The sequence below is a fragment of the Bradyrhizobium sp. 14AA genome, assembly GCF_054185205.1.
In genome coordinates this window covers 409,072-425,132 of the sequence record NZ_JAVAYM010000001.1, presented here as the reverse complement: position 1 = coordinate 425,132, position 16,061 = coordinate 409,072, and the positions used below count along the sequence as shown (strand labels likewise).

At 64.8% G+C, this 16,061-nt stretch carries 13 protein-coding genes and 1 tRNA gene; 6 read left to right on the top strand and 8 right to left on the bottom strand.

Going from position 1 to position 16,061, the window contains the following annotated elements:
• Positions 1–52: 52 nt before the first annotated feature.
• Positions 53–2,338, bottom strand: a complete 2,286-nt coding sequence (locus RAD15_RS01855; RefSeq protein WP_458173806.1) for an arylsulfatase — start codon at positions 2,336–2,338, stop codon at positions 53–55.
• A 105-nt stretch (positions 2,339–2,443) separates the two neighbouring features.
• On the opposite strand from RAD15_RS01855, the gene RAD15_RS01850 reads away from it, so the two are divergent.
• Complete coding sequence (locus RAD15_RS01850; RefSeq protein ID WP_458173804.1) at positions 2,444–3,121, top strand: TetR/AcrR family transcriptional regulator; 678 nt, start codon at positions 2,444–2,446, stop codon at positions 3,119–3,121.
• A gap of 16 nt (positions 3,122–3,137) precedes the next feature.
• On the opposite strand, the gene RAD15_RS01845 is transcribed toward RAD15_RS01850, so the two are convergent.
• Positions 3,138–3,500 (bottom strand): DUF1428 domain-containing protein, encoded by a 363-nt coding sequence (locus RAD15_RS01845; protein WP_458173802.1) that lies wholly within the window; start codon positions 3,498–3,500, stop codon positions 3,138–3,140.
• Between the two features lie 203 nt (positions 3,501–3,703).
• Between RAD15_RS01845 and RAD15_RS01840 the strand changes: the two genes are divergently transcribed.
• Together RAD15_RS01840 and RAD15_RS01835 are read left to right on the top strand one after the other, a co-directional pair.
• A complete protein-coding gene (locus RAD15_RS01840; RefSeq protein WP_458173800.1) occupies positions 3,704–5,569 on the top strand; it encodes a caspase family protein in 1,866 nt (621 codons plus the stop codon).
• A gap of 42 nt (positions 5,570–5,611) precedes the next feature.
• Positions 5,612–6,505, top strand: coding sequence for a caspase family protein (locus tag RAD15_RS01835; RefSeq protein ID WP_458173798.1), 894 nt, complete (start codon positions 5,612–5,614; stop codon positions 6,503–6,505).
• Between the two features lie 59 nt (positions 6,506–6,564).
• Here RAD15_RS01835 and RAD15_RS01830 read toward each other — a convergent pair.
• Positions 6,565–6,638, bottom strand: a tRNA-Gln gene (locus tag RAD15_RS01830).
• A 193-nt stretch (positions 6,639–6,831) separates the two neighbouring features.
• Positions 6,832–7,152, bottom strand: coding sequence for a hypothetical protein (locus tag RAD15_RS01825; protein WP_458173796.1), 321 nt, complete (start codon positions 7,150–7,152; stop codon positions 6,832–6,834).
• Between the two features lie 555 nt (positions 7,153–7,707).
• Between RAD15_RS01825 and RAD15_RS01820 the strand changes: the two genes are divergently transcribed.
• Genes RAD15_RS01820 through RAD15_RS01810 form a run of 3 tightly spaced genes read left to right on the top strand, consistent with a single transcriptional unit; the run spans position 7,708 to position 11,691 of the window.
• Positions 7,708–9,762, top strand: coding sequence for a BTAD domain-containing putative transcriptional regulator (locus RAD15_RS01820; RefSeq protein ID WP_458173794.1), 2,055 nt, complete (start codon positions 7,708–7,710; stop codon positions 9,760–9,762).
• Positions 9,663–10,718, top strand: coding sequence for a phosphatase PAP2 family protein (locus tag RAD15_RS01815; protein ID WP_458173792.1), 1,056 nt, complete (start codon positions 9,663–9,665; stop codon positions 10,716–10,718). The genes RAD15_RS01820 and RAD15_RS01815 overlap by 100 nt, the downstream gene beginning before the upstream one ends.
• Positions 10,705–11,691, top strand: a complete 987-nt coding sequence (locus tag RAD15_RS01810; protein WP_458173790.1) for a G1 family glutamic endopeptidase — start codon at positions 10,705–10,707, stop codon at positions 11,689–11,691. Before RAD15_RS01815 ends, RAD15_RS01810 begins: the two co-directional genes overlap by 14 nt.
• A gap of 53 nt (positions 11,692–11,744) precedes the next feature.
• On the opposite strand, the gene RAD15_RS01805 is transcribed toward RAD15_RS01810, so the two are convergent.
• From RAD15_RS01805 to RAD15_RS01790, 4 genes are read right to left on the bottom strand one after another with little or no spacing between them, the layout of a single operon-like run.
• Complete coding sequence (locus RAD15_RS01805) at positions 11,745–12,716, bottom strand: Bug family tripartite tricarboxylate transporter substrate binding protein (RefSeq protein ID WP_458173788.1); 972 nt, start codon at positions 12,714–12,716, stop codon at positions 11,745–11,747.
• 59 nt (positions 12,717–12,775) lie between these two features.
• Positions 12,776–13,906 carry an iron-containing alcohol dehydrogenase gene (locus RAD15_RS01800; protein WP_458173786.1) on the bottom strand — a complete coding sequence of 377 codons (1,131 nt, stop codon included), beginning with the start codon at positions 13,904–13,906 and terminating at the stop codon, positions 12,776–12,778.
• A gap of 16 nt (positions 13,907–13,922) precedes the next feature.
• Positions 13,923–14,957 carry a 4-hydroxythreonine-4-phosphate dehydrogenase PdxA gene (gene pdxA, locus RAD15_RS01795; protein WP_458173784.1) on the bottom strand — a complete coding sequence of 345 codons (1,035 nt, stop codon included), beginning with the start codon at positions 14,955–14,957 and terminating at the stop codon, positions 13,923–13,925.
• On the bottom strand, positions 14,954–16,060 hold the full coding sequence (locus RAD15_RS01790) for a four-carbon acid sugar kinase family protein (RefSeq protein ID WP_458174975.1): 1,107 nt from the start codon (positions 16,058–16,060) through the stop codon (positions 14,954–14,956). Before RAD15_RS01790 ends, pdxA begins: the two co-directional genes overlap by 4 nt.
• Position 16,061: the final 1 nt, after the last annotated feature.

Genomic DNA, 16,061 nt, shown 5'->3' with positions numbered 1-16,061 from the left:
AGCCGCGGCGTACTGGATGCCCCGCCTTCGCGGGGCATGACACCGGTTCCTCCTACTGCCGCGCCATCTGCGCGTTGCCGACGGCATCGCCGTCGAGCCTCTGATCATTGTGCATGGTGACCGTGACGCGCAGCAGTCGGCCGGCGAATTCGAACGGCGCCTCGTAATGCGACACCGGGCTGCCGCGGTCGCGGCCGATGTCGAGGCCCGACCACGAGATCAGCGTGTGGAAGCCGAGCTGGGTCCTGAGCACGCCAGCCGCCTCGCCGTCGATCAGCAGCGTGTATTCGGTGACGCCGGTGCGCGAGCCCTTGGCCGGCGGCTCGTTGCGCACGAGACGCTCGACATGCACGCCGAGCCGTCGCGCGCCTGACGGCACCTTCCGCTCAGAGCGCACGATCTGGTGGCTGCCGCCGATGTTGAGATCGTGCACCAGATGGCCGTCTTTGACGTAGAGGCTGTAGCCCGAGGTCGCATCGCCGTGCGAGATCAGAACGCCATCGGCGCCCTGCTCCTCGAGCTCGACATGCGCCTCGATCGTGTAGCTGCGGCTGCGCACATCAGGCGCGACGTCGGTCGGCACGTGGCCCATGCCGGCGTGGAAGACGAAATGGTGGCGCGCACCGTGGAAGCGCGCGGCGTTCTCGGCAAAGCGCGGTCCGAAGCGGTCGTCGAGCGGCAGCACGCTGTGCTTCTCGGCCTCCTCCCACCATGTCGCGATCATCCGGCTAAGCCGCTCCGGCTCCTTGGTCGCGAGGTCGTCGGTCTCCGAGAAATCCTCATCGAGGTGGAACAGCTCCCATCTGTCGTTCTCGAACGGCGTCCCCGACGGATGAAAGGCGACCGCCTTCCACCCCGCCTGCCAAAGGCCGCGATGGCCGAACATCTCGAAATATTGCGGCGAGCTCTTTGACGGCGCAGATGCGTCCTCGATCGAGCGTGCAAAGCTTTCGCCCTCCAGCGGCATCTGCCGGCAACCCGCGATATCAGCGGGGGCCTCGATGCCGATCAGCTCAAGCAGCGTCGGCGTGAGATCGCAGGCATGCACGAACTGGTGCCGCAGCTCGCCCTTGGCCGCGATCTCCTTCGGCCAGTTGATGACGAAGGGATCGCGGATGCCGCCGCCATGGGTGTTCTGCTTGTAGCGGCGCAGCGGCGTGTTGGACGCCATCGCCCAGCCATGCGGAAAATTGCTGTGGGTGTCGGGACCGCCGATATCGTCGATGCGGGCGAGCTTTTCGGCGATCGGCTCCGGCTTGAAATTGAACGGCCCCATCGCGTTGACGAAGCCGAGCGGCCCGCCCTCCTGGCTCGCGCCGTTGTCGGACATCACGATGATCGCGGTGTTGTCGCGAATGCCGGCCGTCTCCAGAAACGAGACGAGACGGGCAAGATGGCGGTCGGAATGGTCGAGCATGCCGGCGAAAGCCGCCTGCAGGCGGGTGAAGACGCGGCGCTCGTCGGCCGAATGCTCCTCCCAGGCCTTCACGCCGTCATTGCGCGCGGGCATCCGCGTGTCCTCAGGCACGAGTCCCATCGCCTTCTGGCGGGCGAGACGCTGCTCGCGCTCGACGTCCCAGCCGTGCGCGAATGAGGCGTCATAGTTTCTGATGATGTCGGCCGGCGCCTGATGCGGCGCGTGGCAAGCGCCAAGCGCGACCCAGGTCAGCCACGGGATGTCAGGACGATCGGCGACGTGATCGCCGATGAAGCGGATCGACTGGTCGATCAAATCCTCGGTCAAATGATAGCCGTCGGCATGAGTGCCCGGCGGATCAATATGCGTGTTGTCGGACACGAGCTCGGGCGCATACTGGTCGGTCTCGGCGTCGAGGAAGCCGTAGAAGCGATCGATGCCGCGCCCGAGCGGCCAGCCGTCGAACGGGCCGGTGGCGCCGCTCTCGGTCAGCGGCGTGACGTGCCACTTGCCGACCATGTAGTTGCGATAGCCGTGGGTGCGCAGCATCTCGGCGAGCGTCCCGGCCTCGCGCGCGATCTTGCCGCGGTAGCCAGGATAGCCGGAATCGAAATTGGCGAGACACCCGACGCCGACGGAATGATGGTTGCGCCCGGTGAGCAACGCGGCACGCGTCGTCGAGCACATCGCCGTGGTATGGAAGCCGGAGTAGCGCAAGCCTTCCGCGGCGAGCCGGTCGATGGTCGGGGTCTTGATGGCCGAGCCGTAGCAGCCGAAATCGGAGAAGCCGACATCGTCGAACAGCACGACCAGAATGTTCGGCGCGCCCTCGGGCGGCCTAGCCCCCTCCGGCCACCAGGGCTTTGACTCCGCGACCGTCTTGCCGACGGTGCCGCGGAACGGCGTGCTGCCTGCGCTCATCTGCTCCTCGCCTTCGATGCCGACGGCTGCGGTTGACCCGCAGCTCTCTCCGGCCTAAATTATAATCCGAATTATGATTATGATTTTTGGCGGATGCAAGCACGGATGCGGCCAAGTTCCGACGAGCCCGGATTTCGCGACCTCGATTTGCCGGGCGTTGCCCCGTCGCGCCAGAAGCGCAGCCGGGAGACGACGCTGGCGCTGCTCCGCGCCGGCGCCGCCATGTTGCGGACACGCAGCCTTGCCGAACTCTCGATCGAGACGCTCTGCACGGAGGTCGGCGTCACCGTCGGCGCCTTCTACAGCCGCTTCGAGAGCAAGGAGGCCTATTTCAACGCATTGATGGCGCTGGCCGCGCGCGATGGCGAGCAGCGGCTCAAGGAGATGGGAAGCACGGCGCCGAAAACGGCCGAGCTCGACCAGCTCTGCCGGATCATCATCGGCGGCATCATCGTCTGGATGCGCAGCCATGAGGGGGTGCTGCGCGCCGCGCTTCAGCACGACGACACGCACCCGGACAAGTGGACGCCGTTCAAGGGCCTTGCCCGCGCCACCACCGCGCGCGGCACCCCTCTCCTGCTGCCGGTCATGGGCAAGGGGCGCAAGGCGGCCAAGACGCGCACCATCGCGTTCGGCTTCCAGGTCGTGCTGGGCACGCTGGTGAACGCGATCCTCAACGATCCGGGCCCGCTGTCGCTTCCGTCGAAAGAGATGGAGGCACGGCTTGCCGGCTGCCTGTCACTGCTGCTTCAGGCGGAGGTCGGTCAACCTCCGCCGAGATAGGCCTTCGTCCTGCCGTTCAGCCGGCAACCTCGCGCGCCCGAAGCAGCGTCGTGAAGCCGCCATAGATCATGCGCTTGCCGTCGAACGGCATGCCGTCCATTTTCAGCCGCGGGTCCGCCATCACCTTCTTGTTGACGGCATCGCGGGTCTCCCGGTCGCGGTAGACGATCCAGGCGAACACCACGACCTCCTCCTCCTTCGCCATCACTGCGCGCGGAAACGACGTCAGTTCGCCATAGGGAACGTCGTCGCCGATGCATTCGACGTAGTCGAGCGCGCCGTGCTCCATCCAGATCGCGCAAGCGGTCCTCGCCAGTGCCTTGTAGGCCTCGATCTTGTCCTTCGGCACGGCCAGCACGAAACCATCGACATAGGGCATCACGGATCTCCTCGGGTTGCATGGCCCAAGGACGATGGAACACCCAGTGAGCCGACATGTCGTGACGCGCGCAAGGTGAGGCAAACTGTCGCGCAGATTTCGTGATCCATTTCACATCCAGAGGTAGCAACTCCGCGACATCATCCCTGGCGTTCACGCCTGCTTAACAGCTATTTCAGATTGAATTTCAGAGGGCCGTTTTCATGAGCGCCCGCCTTTCGTTGCTCTGCGTCCACGGGGTGGGCCACGCGGAGATCGACTCCGGATTTCAGCAGTCCTGGTCCAAGGCCATCACCCACGCCGTCGGGGCGGTCGATCAGGACGTTCAGCTGACGATCGACTTCGTTCGCTACGACGATCTCTTCGACAAGGCCCCGCTCAATCCCCTGACCTACGCCGCGGCCACAGCCAAGCTGCTGGCAAGCGCGGTCGTTCACGGCATCGGCGACCTCCTGCCCGGTGCACGCGGCATCGGCGACATCCCGGCCGTCATCAAATGGACCGCGGGCATGGTCGCCCAATGGTCGACCGACGAGCAACTCCGCAAGGACCTGCGCCAGGTCATTCTCGACAAGATCGAGGCCAGGACCTACGACATGGTCCTGGCCCACAGCCTCGGCTCGTTGATCTGCTACGACACCTTCCTGCACGAGCGCGACGCGATCAAGGACGCGATCTTCGTCAGCTTCGGATCGCAGATCGGCAATCCGGCGGTGCGTGACGTGTTTGCCGGCCGCATCCAGCCCCTGACCTGCCGAAGATGGTACCACCTCTACAATCCCGACGATCACGTGCTGACCTATCCGCTCGACGTCCGGGCCGATAATTATCAGCAGGTCACGGTGGCCTTCGACGTTCCCAACGATGCGCTCAATCACGACGCGACGTGGTACCTGTCGCACACGAGCACGGTTGCGACCGTGTGGCGTGACTCGGCGCCGACGCCTGAGCCGCGCGCGATCGTGAGCGCTGCGCGCGAGATGGCGAGCCTTGCGGTCAAACCCAACCGCCGCGCCTTGCTGATCGGCATCAACGACTACCCCGATCCGGCCAGCCGGCTCGAAGGCTGCGTCAACGACGTCTTCCTCATGAGCTCGGTGCTCCAGGAGAGCGGTTTCGAGCCGGAGGACATCCGCATCGTCCTCAACGATCGCGCGACCACGCAAGGAATCATGGACCGGCTGCATTGGCTGCTCGACGGCGTTCGCGACGGCGACGAGCGCATGCTGTTCTACTCGGGACATGGCGCCCAGATTCCGCGCTACAACATCCAGGGCGAGCCGGATCACGTCGACGAATGTCTCGTTCCCTATGATTTCGACTGGTCCCCGGCTCACGCGATCCTGGACCGCCAGTTCGCCGAGCTGTACTCGCAGCTGCCCTATGACAGCTATTTCGTGGCGATGCTCGATTGCTGCCATTCGGGTGGACTGACGCGCGACGGCGGTCCCCGCGTGCGCGGACTGAGCCCTCCCGACGACATCAGGCACCGCGCGCTGAAGTGGGACGCGAAAGAGCGGATGTGGGTGCCGCGGGATTTCACACCGCTGAACCGGAGCCTGAAGGACAGGAAGAACGGCGCCGATTTCCTCGGGCAGAACGGCGCCACGCAACGGTTGGGGCGCGCGATGATGCTGCGAACCAAGCCGGACAAGGACTACGACAAGACGCGCAAGGAGCTCGATCATTTCGGGCCCTACATGCCGATCCTGCTCGAGGCCTGTCAGGAGCAGCAGCTCTCCTACGAATACCGGGACGGCGTGACGTCCTACGGAGTCTACACCTACTCCATGGCCGGCACGCTGCGCGAGCTGAGAGCCAAGAACGAAAATCCCTCCTTCAAGACGCTGAACGATCTCGTCACGGCGAAGCTGAAGCGGATGCGATACAACCAGACGCCCAATCTGGTCGGCGCCAGGATCCGCTGCAATGCGCCCGTACCATGGGGCAATTCGCAAGGCGCCGCCCCCACCGCGCCGACCGGCCCGAAAACATCGTCCAGCCGCCCGCGCAAGACCGGCCGCAAGCGCGCGCCCGTGAGAAAGAAGACGGCGAAAAAGAAGAGATAGCGAGCATCTGACATCGAGCGATCAGGCTTTGGAGAATTGATCATGGCCACAGGCATGTCCCTGCATATCGGTTTGAACTCGGTCGACCCGCAGCATTACGAAGGCTGGAGCGGCCCCCTCAACGCCTGCGAGGCCGACGCCAACGACATGGCCGACCTCGCCCATACCCGCAGCTTCGCACCGACCAAGCTCCTGACCCGCAAGGCGACACGTGCAGCCGTTCTGGGCGGCATCGCGCACGCCGCAAAATCCCTCAAATCGGGCGATACGTTCTTCGTGACCTATTCGGGACACGGCGGCCAGCTGCCGGACCTCAACGGCGACGAGCCTGATGGCAAGGACGAGACCTGGTGCCTCTTCGACGGCGAGCTCGTCGACGACGAGCTGTACTCGGCCTGGGGCGCGTTTGCCGCGGGAGTGCGCATCCTGCTGCTCTCGGACAGCTGCCACAGCGGCAGCGTGGCCAAGGCCCTGCATTACCAGGCCAGAGCACGTGCCGCCCCCGGCACCGTCTATCGCGCAATGCCGGACGAGGTGGCGCTGCGCGTCTACCAGAGCAACAGGAAGAGCTACGATCCCATCCTGAAGCGGCGCAAGCTGTCCGAGACTTTCGCCAAGCTCAAGGCATCGGTGCTGCTGATCTCAGGCTGTCAGGACAATCAGCTCTCGCAGGACGGCACGTTCAATGGCCTGTTCACGGGAACGCTGAAGACCGTCTGGAACGGCGGCACGTTCAAGGGATCCTACCGCCGCTTCCATACCGCCATCGCCGCCAAGATGCCGCCGGATCAGTCGCCCAGGCTGTCGCTGGTGGGCGCGAGCAATCCGGCCTTCATGGCCGCGCGCCCCTTCACCATCGAGGACGGAAAGAAGAAGTCATCGGCAAAGAAGAAAACAGCCGCGAAGAAGAAGCCGGCCCGGAGCAAACCAAGCTAGCACCGGGACGATGCGGCGAGCCAAGCCGCTGGATTCACTTGAGGGAAACCGCCTGGAATTGGCTGGGGAACCTGGATTCGAACCAAGACAAACAGAGTCAGAGTCTGTTGTGCTACCGTTACACCATTCCCCAACGGAATAGCCGAACAAATTCAATGTCTTACTGACTTGTCCAGCTGTGGCCGGATGCGCGTTTGGCGCAAATCACGGCTCAGGCGTGGCAGCGTTCTACCTGCTCGGCTCTGGGCTGGCAAGCGCTGCGGTGGATGGGTCTTGTCAGCTCCCGGGCAGGATCCGGACACGACCATTCCGGCCCCGACATCCCACTAATGCGGGCGTCCGATGTTGACGACGATCTCGCCCCTGCCGTTTGCGATCATCACCTGGCCGTACTCGTCCTGCGGCGGGCTCTCCTCGTAGCGCAGCGGGATCGTGGTGATCTGCTCCTGCGCTGCGCCGACCGGCTGCTGCGCGCTCACATCGAGGATCAGGATCTTCGGATTGATGCCCTGCGGCGAGCGCTTGGTCAGCCGGGCCTGCCAGCCATTGGTCGGGACCCGCACGTCGCCGATCATGATCAGTTTGGGCGGCACGCCCGGTGCGCGGTCGATCCAGGCCTTGAAGGTATTTCTCAGCAGGACAGTCATGATGCTTCTCTCCTCTGCCAAGTTACGCGACCTTCCGGTCACGGACGCAACATGGCCAGCGAAGCGAAGCTGATCGTGAAATGCCCGTGAATCGGCCGCGCACGCAAGATGCCGCGGCCAAAGGCCGGGACTCGCCACCACACGATACCGGCCGCGACATCGTCCCCCGCACTGGCCCGCGGCATATCGGCTGGCGAACAAGTCAGATCTTACTCGCGCATGAGTTGCCGACGGACTGCAACCGGATCGCGTGCGTGGCGCAGATGGCCGAAGACTCGCCCATTCACGCTCGTTTCACGCTCGTCGGCTCGAAGTGAGGAGCTTTCTCATTCGCCCGCAAGGCGCACTTCGATCAGCCAGCAACGCTTGACCATTTGATCGCGCAAGATGTACCATTCACGCATTGCACAAGATCCGGCGGGCTGTACTCCTGAGCTCACGTGTCATTGGCTTCGCGGACAACGCGAACCGATTATATCCATTCCACCAAACCCAGGCTCCCGGGACCTGCCCTCCTATATTGTCGTCGACGATGTCGACGGGGAATGGGACGAGATGTCGGGAGTCGACGGCGACAAGGCGGTTGGCGCGGGCGAGACCGGCCGCCTGCGGCTGAATATCATCGGAGCATTTTCAGCGTCGGTGGACGGACACGAGATCGGGCTCGGCCGAAAGGCGCAAGCGCTGCTCGGCTACATGATGCTCTCCTCCGCGCGCCAGTTGCCCAGGACCAAATTGGTCGGCCTGCTCTGGAGCGAGAAGGAAGACCCGCTCGCGAAGGGTTCGCTGCGTCAATCCCTCAGTCAGATCCAGCGCGAGCTGAAGGGGCGCGGCTGCTCGCATTTCCACGCAGACCAGACCCACGTGGCACTCGAGATCGAGCAGGTGGCATGTGACGTGATGGACATCGTCTCCGATGCCGAGCGCGGCATCGTCCATCCGACCCTGCTCGCGCACGAACGCCTGACCGACGATATTCTCGACGACCTGGAAGGCATCGATCCGGCCTTTTCGGAATGGCTTGCAGAGACGCGGCCGCTGATCCACGAACGGCTGATCGGCGCGCTGACCAAGCTGCTGCCCGACGAGGGCCAAACAGACGTCACGGCCACCGCGGAGGCTGCGGCCAAGGCCATCTACCGGCTGGATTCCGAGAACGAGCTGGCCGTTCGCGTTCTCATCAAGACGCACGTCGCGGCCGGAAGCATCGGTGCGGCGCTCGCGATCTATGCGCGGCTCTGGCGCCAGCTCGAAGACACCTACGATATCGAGCCGCACAAGCTCACACAGGACCTGATTGCCGGCCTGAGACAGCAGCAGCCCGAAACTGTCGCGCGGCCGGCCCCGTCCCCCGTGGCGTCGCCCGCGATCGGACTGGCCGGATTTGCCGCGAGCCGGCCCTCGGTCGCCGTTCTCCCCTTTCGCGCGCTGTCGCCAACGCTGGAGCCTCAATTCACGATCGGCATCGTCGACAGCGTCGTCCAGGCCCTGTCGAGCTTGAAGGAGCTGTTCGTCATTTCCCGCGGTTCGACCATGATCCCGATGACGCAGACACCGGATCTGCGCGCAATCGGCCGCGATCTCAACGCGCAATACCTGCTTCATGGAAGCATTCAGCGTGCCGGCGATCAGATCCGGATCTCGACCGAGCTCGTTGCCGCCGAAACGGTCGAAGTGGTCCGCGTCGACCGCCTCAGCGGGACTGCAGCCGACGTCTTCGACCTGCAGGATCGCATCGCCGTCGAGGTCATTCGCTCGCTGGCGCCCCAAGTCCGCGACCGGGAGCTTCATCGCGCAATGCAGAAGAGACCAGACGATCTCGACGCCTATCAGCTGGCGCTGGTTGGCTATGATCAGATGTTCAGTCCCGACTACACGACATTCGTGACGGCACGCACCAATTTCGAGCGGGCCCATGTCCTCAGCCCCAATTGGGCCCCGCCCCTGTCCTACAGCGCGATCTGGCACATGCAACGCGTGACGCGCGGTTGGTCGGCGAATGCACTGAGCGAGCGCGACACCGCGCGGGCACTTGCCGAACGGGCGCTGGAGCGCAACTCGGCCGATCCGCTCGCCAATGCCGTCGGCGGCTACACGCTGTCGCAGTGCAAGCACGACCATATCGGCGCGCTCAGGCAGCTTGACCGTGCGATCGAGCTCACGCCGAACCTGGCGCTCGCATTCGCGTACCGTGCCGCCGTGCACGTTCGCTGCGAAAATTACCAGGACGCACTCGACGATGCGGCGATCAACCTGCGCCTGTCACCGAGAGACCGGCACGCCTGGTTCGCCGAGATGATTTTGGCTCAGGCCCACTTTGCCACGAACAATCTCAACTCCGCCATCGAACACGCGGCCCAGGTCGCGGCCCTGTTGCCCAACAACCAGGTGAACCTGCGCGTCCTCGTCGCGGCCCTCGTGGAGAGCGAACGCCTCGACGAGGCCAAGTCCTTTGCCCGGCCACTCGTGACTGCAGGTGAGCTCGACCTGAAGTGGATCGCGATGTCGCCATGGCCGAAACCGACCCTGACGCGCATCGAAGCCGCGCTCTCGCGACTGGCATCGACATTTCGGCACGGAAACACCCAGCACGACACCAACAAATCTTAACAGAGGAGGCTCACATGGCGGGCGGATACGGGGGATATGGCGGTTACGGCGGTTATGGCGGCTACGGAGGGTACGGTGGCTATGGAGGATACGGCGGCTCTGGCGGACCAGGCGGCGCCCTGTTCGCCGATCGCGCCAATCTCCCGTTCGCAGGAGATCCCGGAATCAGCGAAGTAAGGTTCAATCCCACCGGCTTCGGCACGCGGCTCTGGTCGACCCGGTGGTACGCGTGGGTCGTGATGTCCGATCTTGCCAGTCGGGCAGATTGGCTCGAGCGACTCGGCGGGTTTGCGCTGCTCGGCGCCGGACCGACGCCATGGGCGGGCGATCTCGACGTCGACATTGCCAAGTTGAGAAAGATGACCAACGTACCGCTCTCCGAGCGCACCGACGCGATCGACGAAATCCTGACCGAGGCCGACGAGTTCATCAGCAAGTTCCTGCACCTCGTGTCCGCCACGGCGACGACACATCCGGCGACATCGCGCATGCTGATCGTCGCCGATGCGCTCACCGCGCTGATCTCGATGCACTACAAGGCGCATTTCAATCGTCCGCGCCCCACACAGGTGGTCCCAGGACTGATGTCGCCGATCCAGCATGGCGGGCACGCCTCATTTCCCAGCGGCCACGCCACTCAATCCCACGTTTTTGCGGCGCTCCTGACGGAAGTGATGCCGAAATGGCTCGGTGATCCCATGGCGGATGCCCCTGCGAGAAGCACGATCGCAAGGTCGCTTCGCGTTCTTGCCGACAGAGTTTCGCGGAATCGCGAGATCGCCGGCCTTCACTATCCATCGGATACCCGGGCCGGGGTGAAGCTGGCGGAGGCCATCACCGCCAGAATTCTCCTGGATCGGACCTACCTGCCGAAATTCACAGAGCTCGTCGACAACGCGAAGCAGGAGTGGAAGGACACCGGCGTCTTCACGGGAGGGAAAAATGCCGGAGAATGACAGCTACGGCTTCTACGAAGTCGTGCCCGACGGTTTCAATCTCCTCGACGCAACACCCGACAAGCTCGATCTCTACGGCATTCCGCAAAAGCCGGATGCCGACGGCGAGCCGCGCCTGTTCGGGTTCTGGAAGAGGCTCGTGTCGTCCCCTTTCAAGGCAAGACGGCCGACATTCAGCACCATCGATCCTCCGTTGCTGGGATGTCCGCTCCAATCGCTGTTGAACTGGTCGGGTGCGCTCATCGCTCCGCCCGCGCCCGAGCGGATCGTCTTCGCCTCGGCCGGATGGAGCGCGCCGAAGGTGAGCCTGCCGTCGGCACCGGCGCTTTTCACGCCCTCGAACGATCCAAGATCGTTGTTGTGGGTGGGCCTCGATGGCCACAACGGCACGACACCGAACATTTCCCTGCCTCAAATCGGCACCGGCCACTGGCCCAATCACAAACCCCAGCATTTTGCGTGGTGGGAGTGGTGGCGCAACTCTGCCTCCGATGGAGCGGCCGCGCCGCCGCCACAAGCGATCACGCTGATCGACAACCTCCCGATCGACGCCGGCGATGAGATCCTTGCCGGTCTTGCCGTTCAGGTCAGCGGAGACGTCCTCTTCTTCATCAAGAACCAGAGCAGCGGCGAGTTTCGCTCGTTTCTCGCCCGGCCTCCCGGCGCAATTCTGCCGCTCGGATCATCGGTGGAATGGGTGGTGGAACGGCCGACAGACCCGCCCAGCCGCAAGTTATTCGCGCTTCCCGCGTATGGTTCGGTGGATTTCAAATATTGCGTGGCGCGAGCAGCAGCCGATGGGCCACTCGCGCCGGGGCGGTTGATGACGCTGGACGACAAGTCACTGATGATCCACATGCGCGAGGCTTTCGCGGATCCCTATCGCACCGTCTCTGTCTCAAGCCCGGCGCTGCGGCAGGACCCGGACGGCTCGATCGGCGTCACATGCACTTTCAAAGAGCCGATGAACTGATCAAGCGCGTCTCGCGGTCATCTCGAATACTCCTGGAGCAGCGACGTGGCCGCCTACTCCAGCTTGATGTTCGCGGCCTCGATCACCTTCTTCCACCGCTCGGTCTCGGAGGCGATGTAGGCCTTGAACGGTTCGGAATCCACCGCGACCGCAGCGGCGCCGAGTTCGGCCATCTTCTGCACCGTCTCCGGCTGCTGCATGAAGCTGCGGATTTCGGCGGAGAGCTTTTCGATGATCGGCTTCGGCGTACCCGCCGGCACGAAGAAGCCGTGCCAGGCGACGGCCTCGAAGCCCGGCAGGAATTCAGCGACGGCTGGCACCTCGGAATCGAAGGCCGCGCGCTTCGGCGTGGCCGTCGCCAGCATCGCGAGCTGGCCGGTCTTCACCTGCGGCAGCAGCAGCGGCACGTTGTCGAAGGCGAGATCGATCTGGCCGCTGAGCAGGTCCGTCAGCATCTGGCTGGAGCCCTTGTAGGGCACGTGCACCATCTTGGTGCCGGTCATCTGCTGGAACAGCTCGCCGGCCAGATGCTGCGAGGTGCCGACGCCGGCCGAGCCGAACGAGACCTTGTCCGGGTTCGCCTTGAGGTACGCGATCAGCTCCGGCACGGTGCGCGCCTTGATCTTGTTGGGGTTCACGACAAGAACGTTGGGCACGACACTGATCTGGGCGACCGGCACAAGGTCCTTGTCCGGCTGGTAGCTGAGCTTCGGCCCATAGAGCGTGGGGTTGATCGCGAGCGCGGACGTGCTGGCAAGGCCGAGCGTGATGCCATCGGGCGCCGATTTCGCCAACCGCGTCACGCCGAGAATCGAGCCGGCGCCGCCGACATTCTCGACCACGAACGGCTTGCCGAGCTTCACCTGCAAATGGTTCGACACCATGCGGGCGAAGATGTCGGCGGTGCCGCCAGCGGCGAACGGAACGATCACCGTCACCTGCTTGGACGGATAAGCCTCCTGCGCCTTCGCCGGCGACGTCGCCAGCAGCACGGCTGAGGCGAGAACAAGCCACATCGATCTCATCGAAGTTTCCTCTGTATTCCCTGTTGTTGATTGCCGCCGCCCGCGAGCGGCGGAGATGGCTAGAACGCAGCCTCGTACATGTTCAGGATCGAATCCCGGCTGAGGTCGCGCGGATTGTTGTCGAGCAGACGGCGAATGGCATGCGCCTCGTCGGCCATCACGCCGAGATCATCCTTGGGCACGCCGAGCGCGGACAGCCGCATCTCGACGCCGAGGTTCTTGCAGAACTCATAAGTCGCCTCGAACGTCCCCTTTGCATCGTTTCGTTCCGACAGGCCGAGCGCCGCCAGCACGGCCGCCGTCTTGGCCTCGACCGCGGGCATGTTGAAGGCCAGCGTGTGCGGGAAGATCACCGCGCAGGCCAGGCCATGCGCGACATGGTGGCGCGTACCGAGTGGATAGGCGACCGCGTGGCCGGCAGTCGTATTCACCGGCCCGAGGCAGTAACCGCCATAGAGCGAGGCCAGCGACAACCCCGCACGCGCCTCGCGATCGCCGCCGTCGGCCACCGCGCGCTTGAGATATTGCCCGACCAGCCGCGCGCCTTCGAGCGCGTAGAGGTCGATCATCGGATGCGCCTTGCGGCTGGTATAGGCCTCGACGCAATGCGCCAGCGCATCGACACCGGTGGCCGCGGTGACTCCCTTCGGCACAGTCATGGTGAGATCCGGATCGACGACGGCGATATCGGCCAGCATGAAGCGGCTCTGCACCGCCTGCTTGTTCTGGCTGACGGGATCGGTGACGAGGGCGCGGGTGCCGGCCTCGCTGCCGGTGCCCGAGGTGGTCGGAATCTGCATCAGCGCCACGCTGCGGCCGGCGACCTTTTCCGGACCGACGATGTCGGCGAAGGCCACGTCGGACGTGCAGAGCACCGCAACCAGCTTGGCGAGATCCATCGCGCTGCCGCCGCCAAAGCCGACGACGAGATCGGGCTTGACCTCCTTCGCCAGCGCCACCGCCTTCTCGAGATTGGGCAGGTCCGGCTCGGGCTTGACGTCGCCGAACACCCTCACCGCACCCGGCAGCGCCAGCGTGTCGACACGGCGCGCATTGAAGGGGTCGGAGATCACCAGCGGCCGCCTGGCGCCGATCCGCTCCGCGAACCGGGCCGCGGCCGTGATCGTACCGTTGCCGAACTCAAGGATGGTGGGACGTTGGATTTCGATGGGCGTGAAGGCGTTGGTCATCGTGCACTCGATCTCGTCACTTGGATGCGGAAGCGCCAGCGGCCAGCCGCTCGGCATAGTCGATGGCCTCGATCAGGCTGTGCTCGTTGGCGATGCCTTTGCCGGCAATGTCGAAGGCGGTGCCATGATCGACGGAGGTGCGGATGATCGGCAGGCCCAGCGTGATGTTGACGCCTGACAGCTCCTGCCAACGGCCGGTCGCGGGATCGACCTGGAAGCCGAGCAGTTTTACGGGAATGTGCCCCTGATCGTGATACATCGCGACCGCGGCATCGTACTGGCCGGCGCGCAGCTTGACGAAGATGGTGTCGCCGGGCACTGGGCCGACGACGTCAAGCCCGTCAGCGACTGCCTTCGCAATCGTCGGCGCGGAGACGTCGATGTCCTGCCGGCCGAACAGACCGCCCTCGCCGGCATGCGGATTGAGCGCGGCGATCGCGATCTTCGGCTTGGTGATGCCGAGCCGCAGCAAGGCATCGTTGGTGAGGTCGATCACCATGCGCAGGCGCTCCGGCGTCAGACGCTTCGGCACGTCTTCCAGCGCCACGTGGGTCGAGACATGGCTGACGCGCATGTTGCCATGGGCGAGCAGCATCACCGAGCCGCGCACACCGGTCAGATGCGCCAGCATCTCGGTGTGACCGGGAAAATGATAGCCGGCCTTGTTGAGCGCTTCCTTGTTGAGCGGTGCCGTGACGATCGCGGACGTCCGCCCCGCCTGGGTCAGACGCACGCCCTGTTCGATCGCCTTGTAGGCAAAGCGGCCGCCGTCGGCGCTCAGCACGCCCGGCTTGATCGGGTCGCCCTCGGCGTCGGCCTGGAGGAAGCAGAGGTTCGGCCAGTCGCGATCGTCCGCGGTCACTTCCGGGATCGCCACGGCGGCGCCGAGCGCGGCCTTCGCACCATCGAGCGCCGCGCCGCTGCCGATGATCAGAATGCGCAGATCGCCCTTTCCGATCCGCTCCTTCAGCCCGACGCAGGCCTTGACGATGATCTCTGGCCCGATCCCGGCGGGATCGCCCATGGTGATGGCAAGATGACGAGAGGTCATATCGGACTCTCCATTCTGAGCAGATGATTGTCCCGGAGCAGGTCACGCCACAGCTCACTGGGACCGAATGCGCCGGATTTCGAGACGACATCGACGCCGGCCCAGCGCCCGCCCTGCAGGATCGAGCGCGGCAATCCCGGCACGATGCGCCCCGTCACCTGGAGCGCATGCGCCCCAAGAGCAACACATGCGGCTTTCAGGGTTTCACCGCCGGCAACGATCAGCGTGCCCGGTGGTTCGAGTGTCGAAATCAGCGCCGTCATTTCGCGCGCGATCCTCCGCGCCGCATCGGCACGGGTCAGGCCCTCGCCGAGAGAGAATTTGACCAGTGCCACGCCGTCAGCGGCCAGCTTGCGCTGGACCCGCGCCGCGCCCTCGCCTTCCGCAAGCGTAATCGTCGCCTCGCCGCACGCTGCGAGCTGGGACGCGGTGGCCGCCTGGTCGGAGCCGAACAGCCCAAGCACCGGCAGCTTCCATTGACTCGGCGCGTCGGAGCGATGGCTGCGCGCGAGCGCGCCCGCCAATCCGCCGCTGCCGCACCACAGCACGGGTCCCGGCATACGCCGTCCCATCTCGACGACACGATCGAGGTCGATGTCGCTCTCGGCATCGAAAACCTGAACGTCGCCCCGCGACAGCGTATCAGCCTCGCCCCGCAGCGCCTCGATGCCTTCAAGCTGCAGTTGGGCCAGGAGATTGTCGCCGACGCGATGCCAGTCACCTTGCACCGTGCGCGCGAATTGCTGGCCATTGACGGTGCGGCGCCCCTGATAGTCGAAGGCGGGTGCGACAACGCAGGACGTCCAGTGGCCGCCATGCAGGCAGGCACCGAGCTCGGCGGCCCACGCACCACGAAGCAGGCTATCGACCTTCTTGTAGGCGATCGTCGCTTCTTGGAGCAGTGGCGCCAGCCGTCCGACGATCTCGATGCTCTCGGCTTTCGACCGCTCGCGGGTGCCGCTGTCGATCGCAAGGCTTCCGGAGTCCTGCGGCGCAGCCGCCTCTGGCCAAGTGACATTGAACGGTCCGCACAGGCCGACAAACTCCGCCGCGGTGTCGAGCGCACCGGTGAGATCGTCGGCAAGCAGGCGGACGCTCGTCATG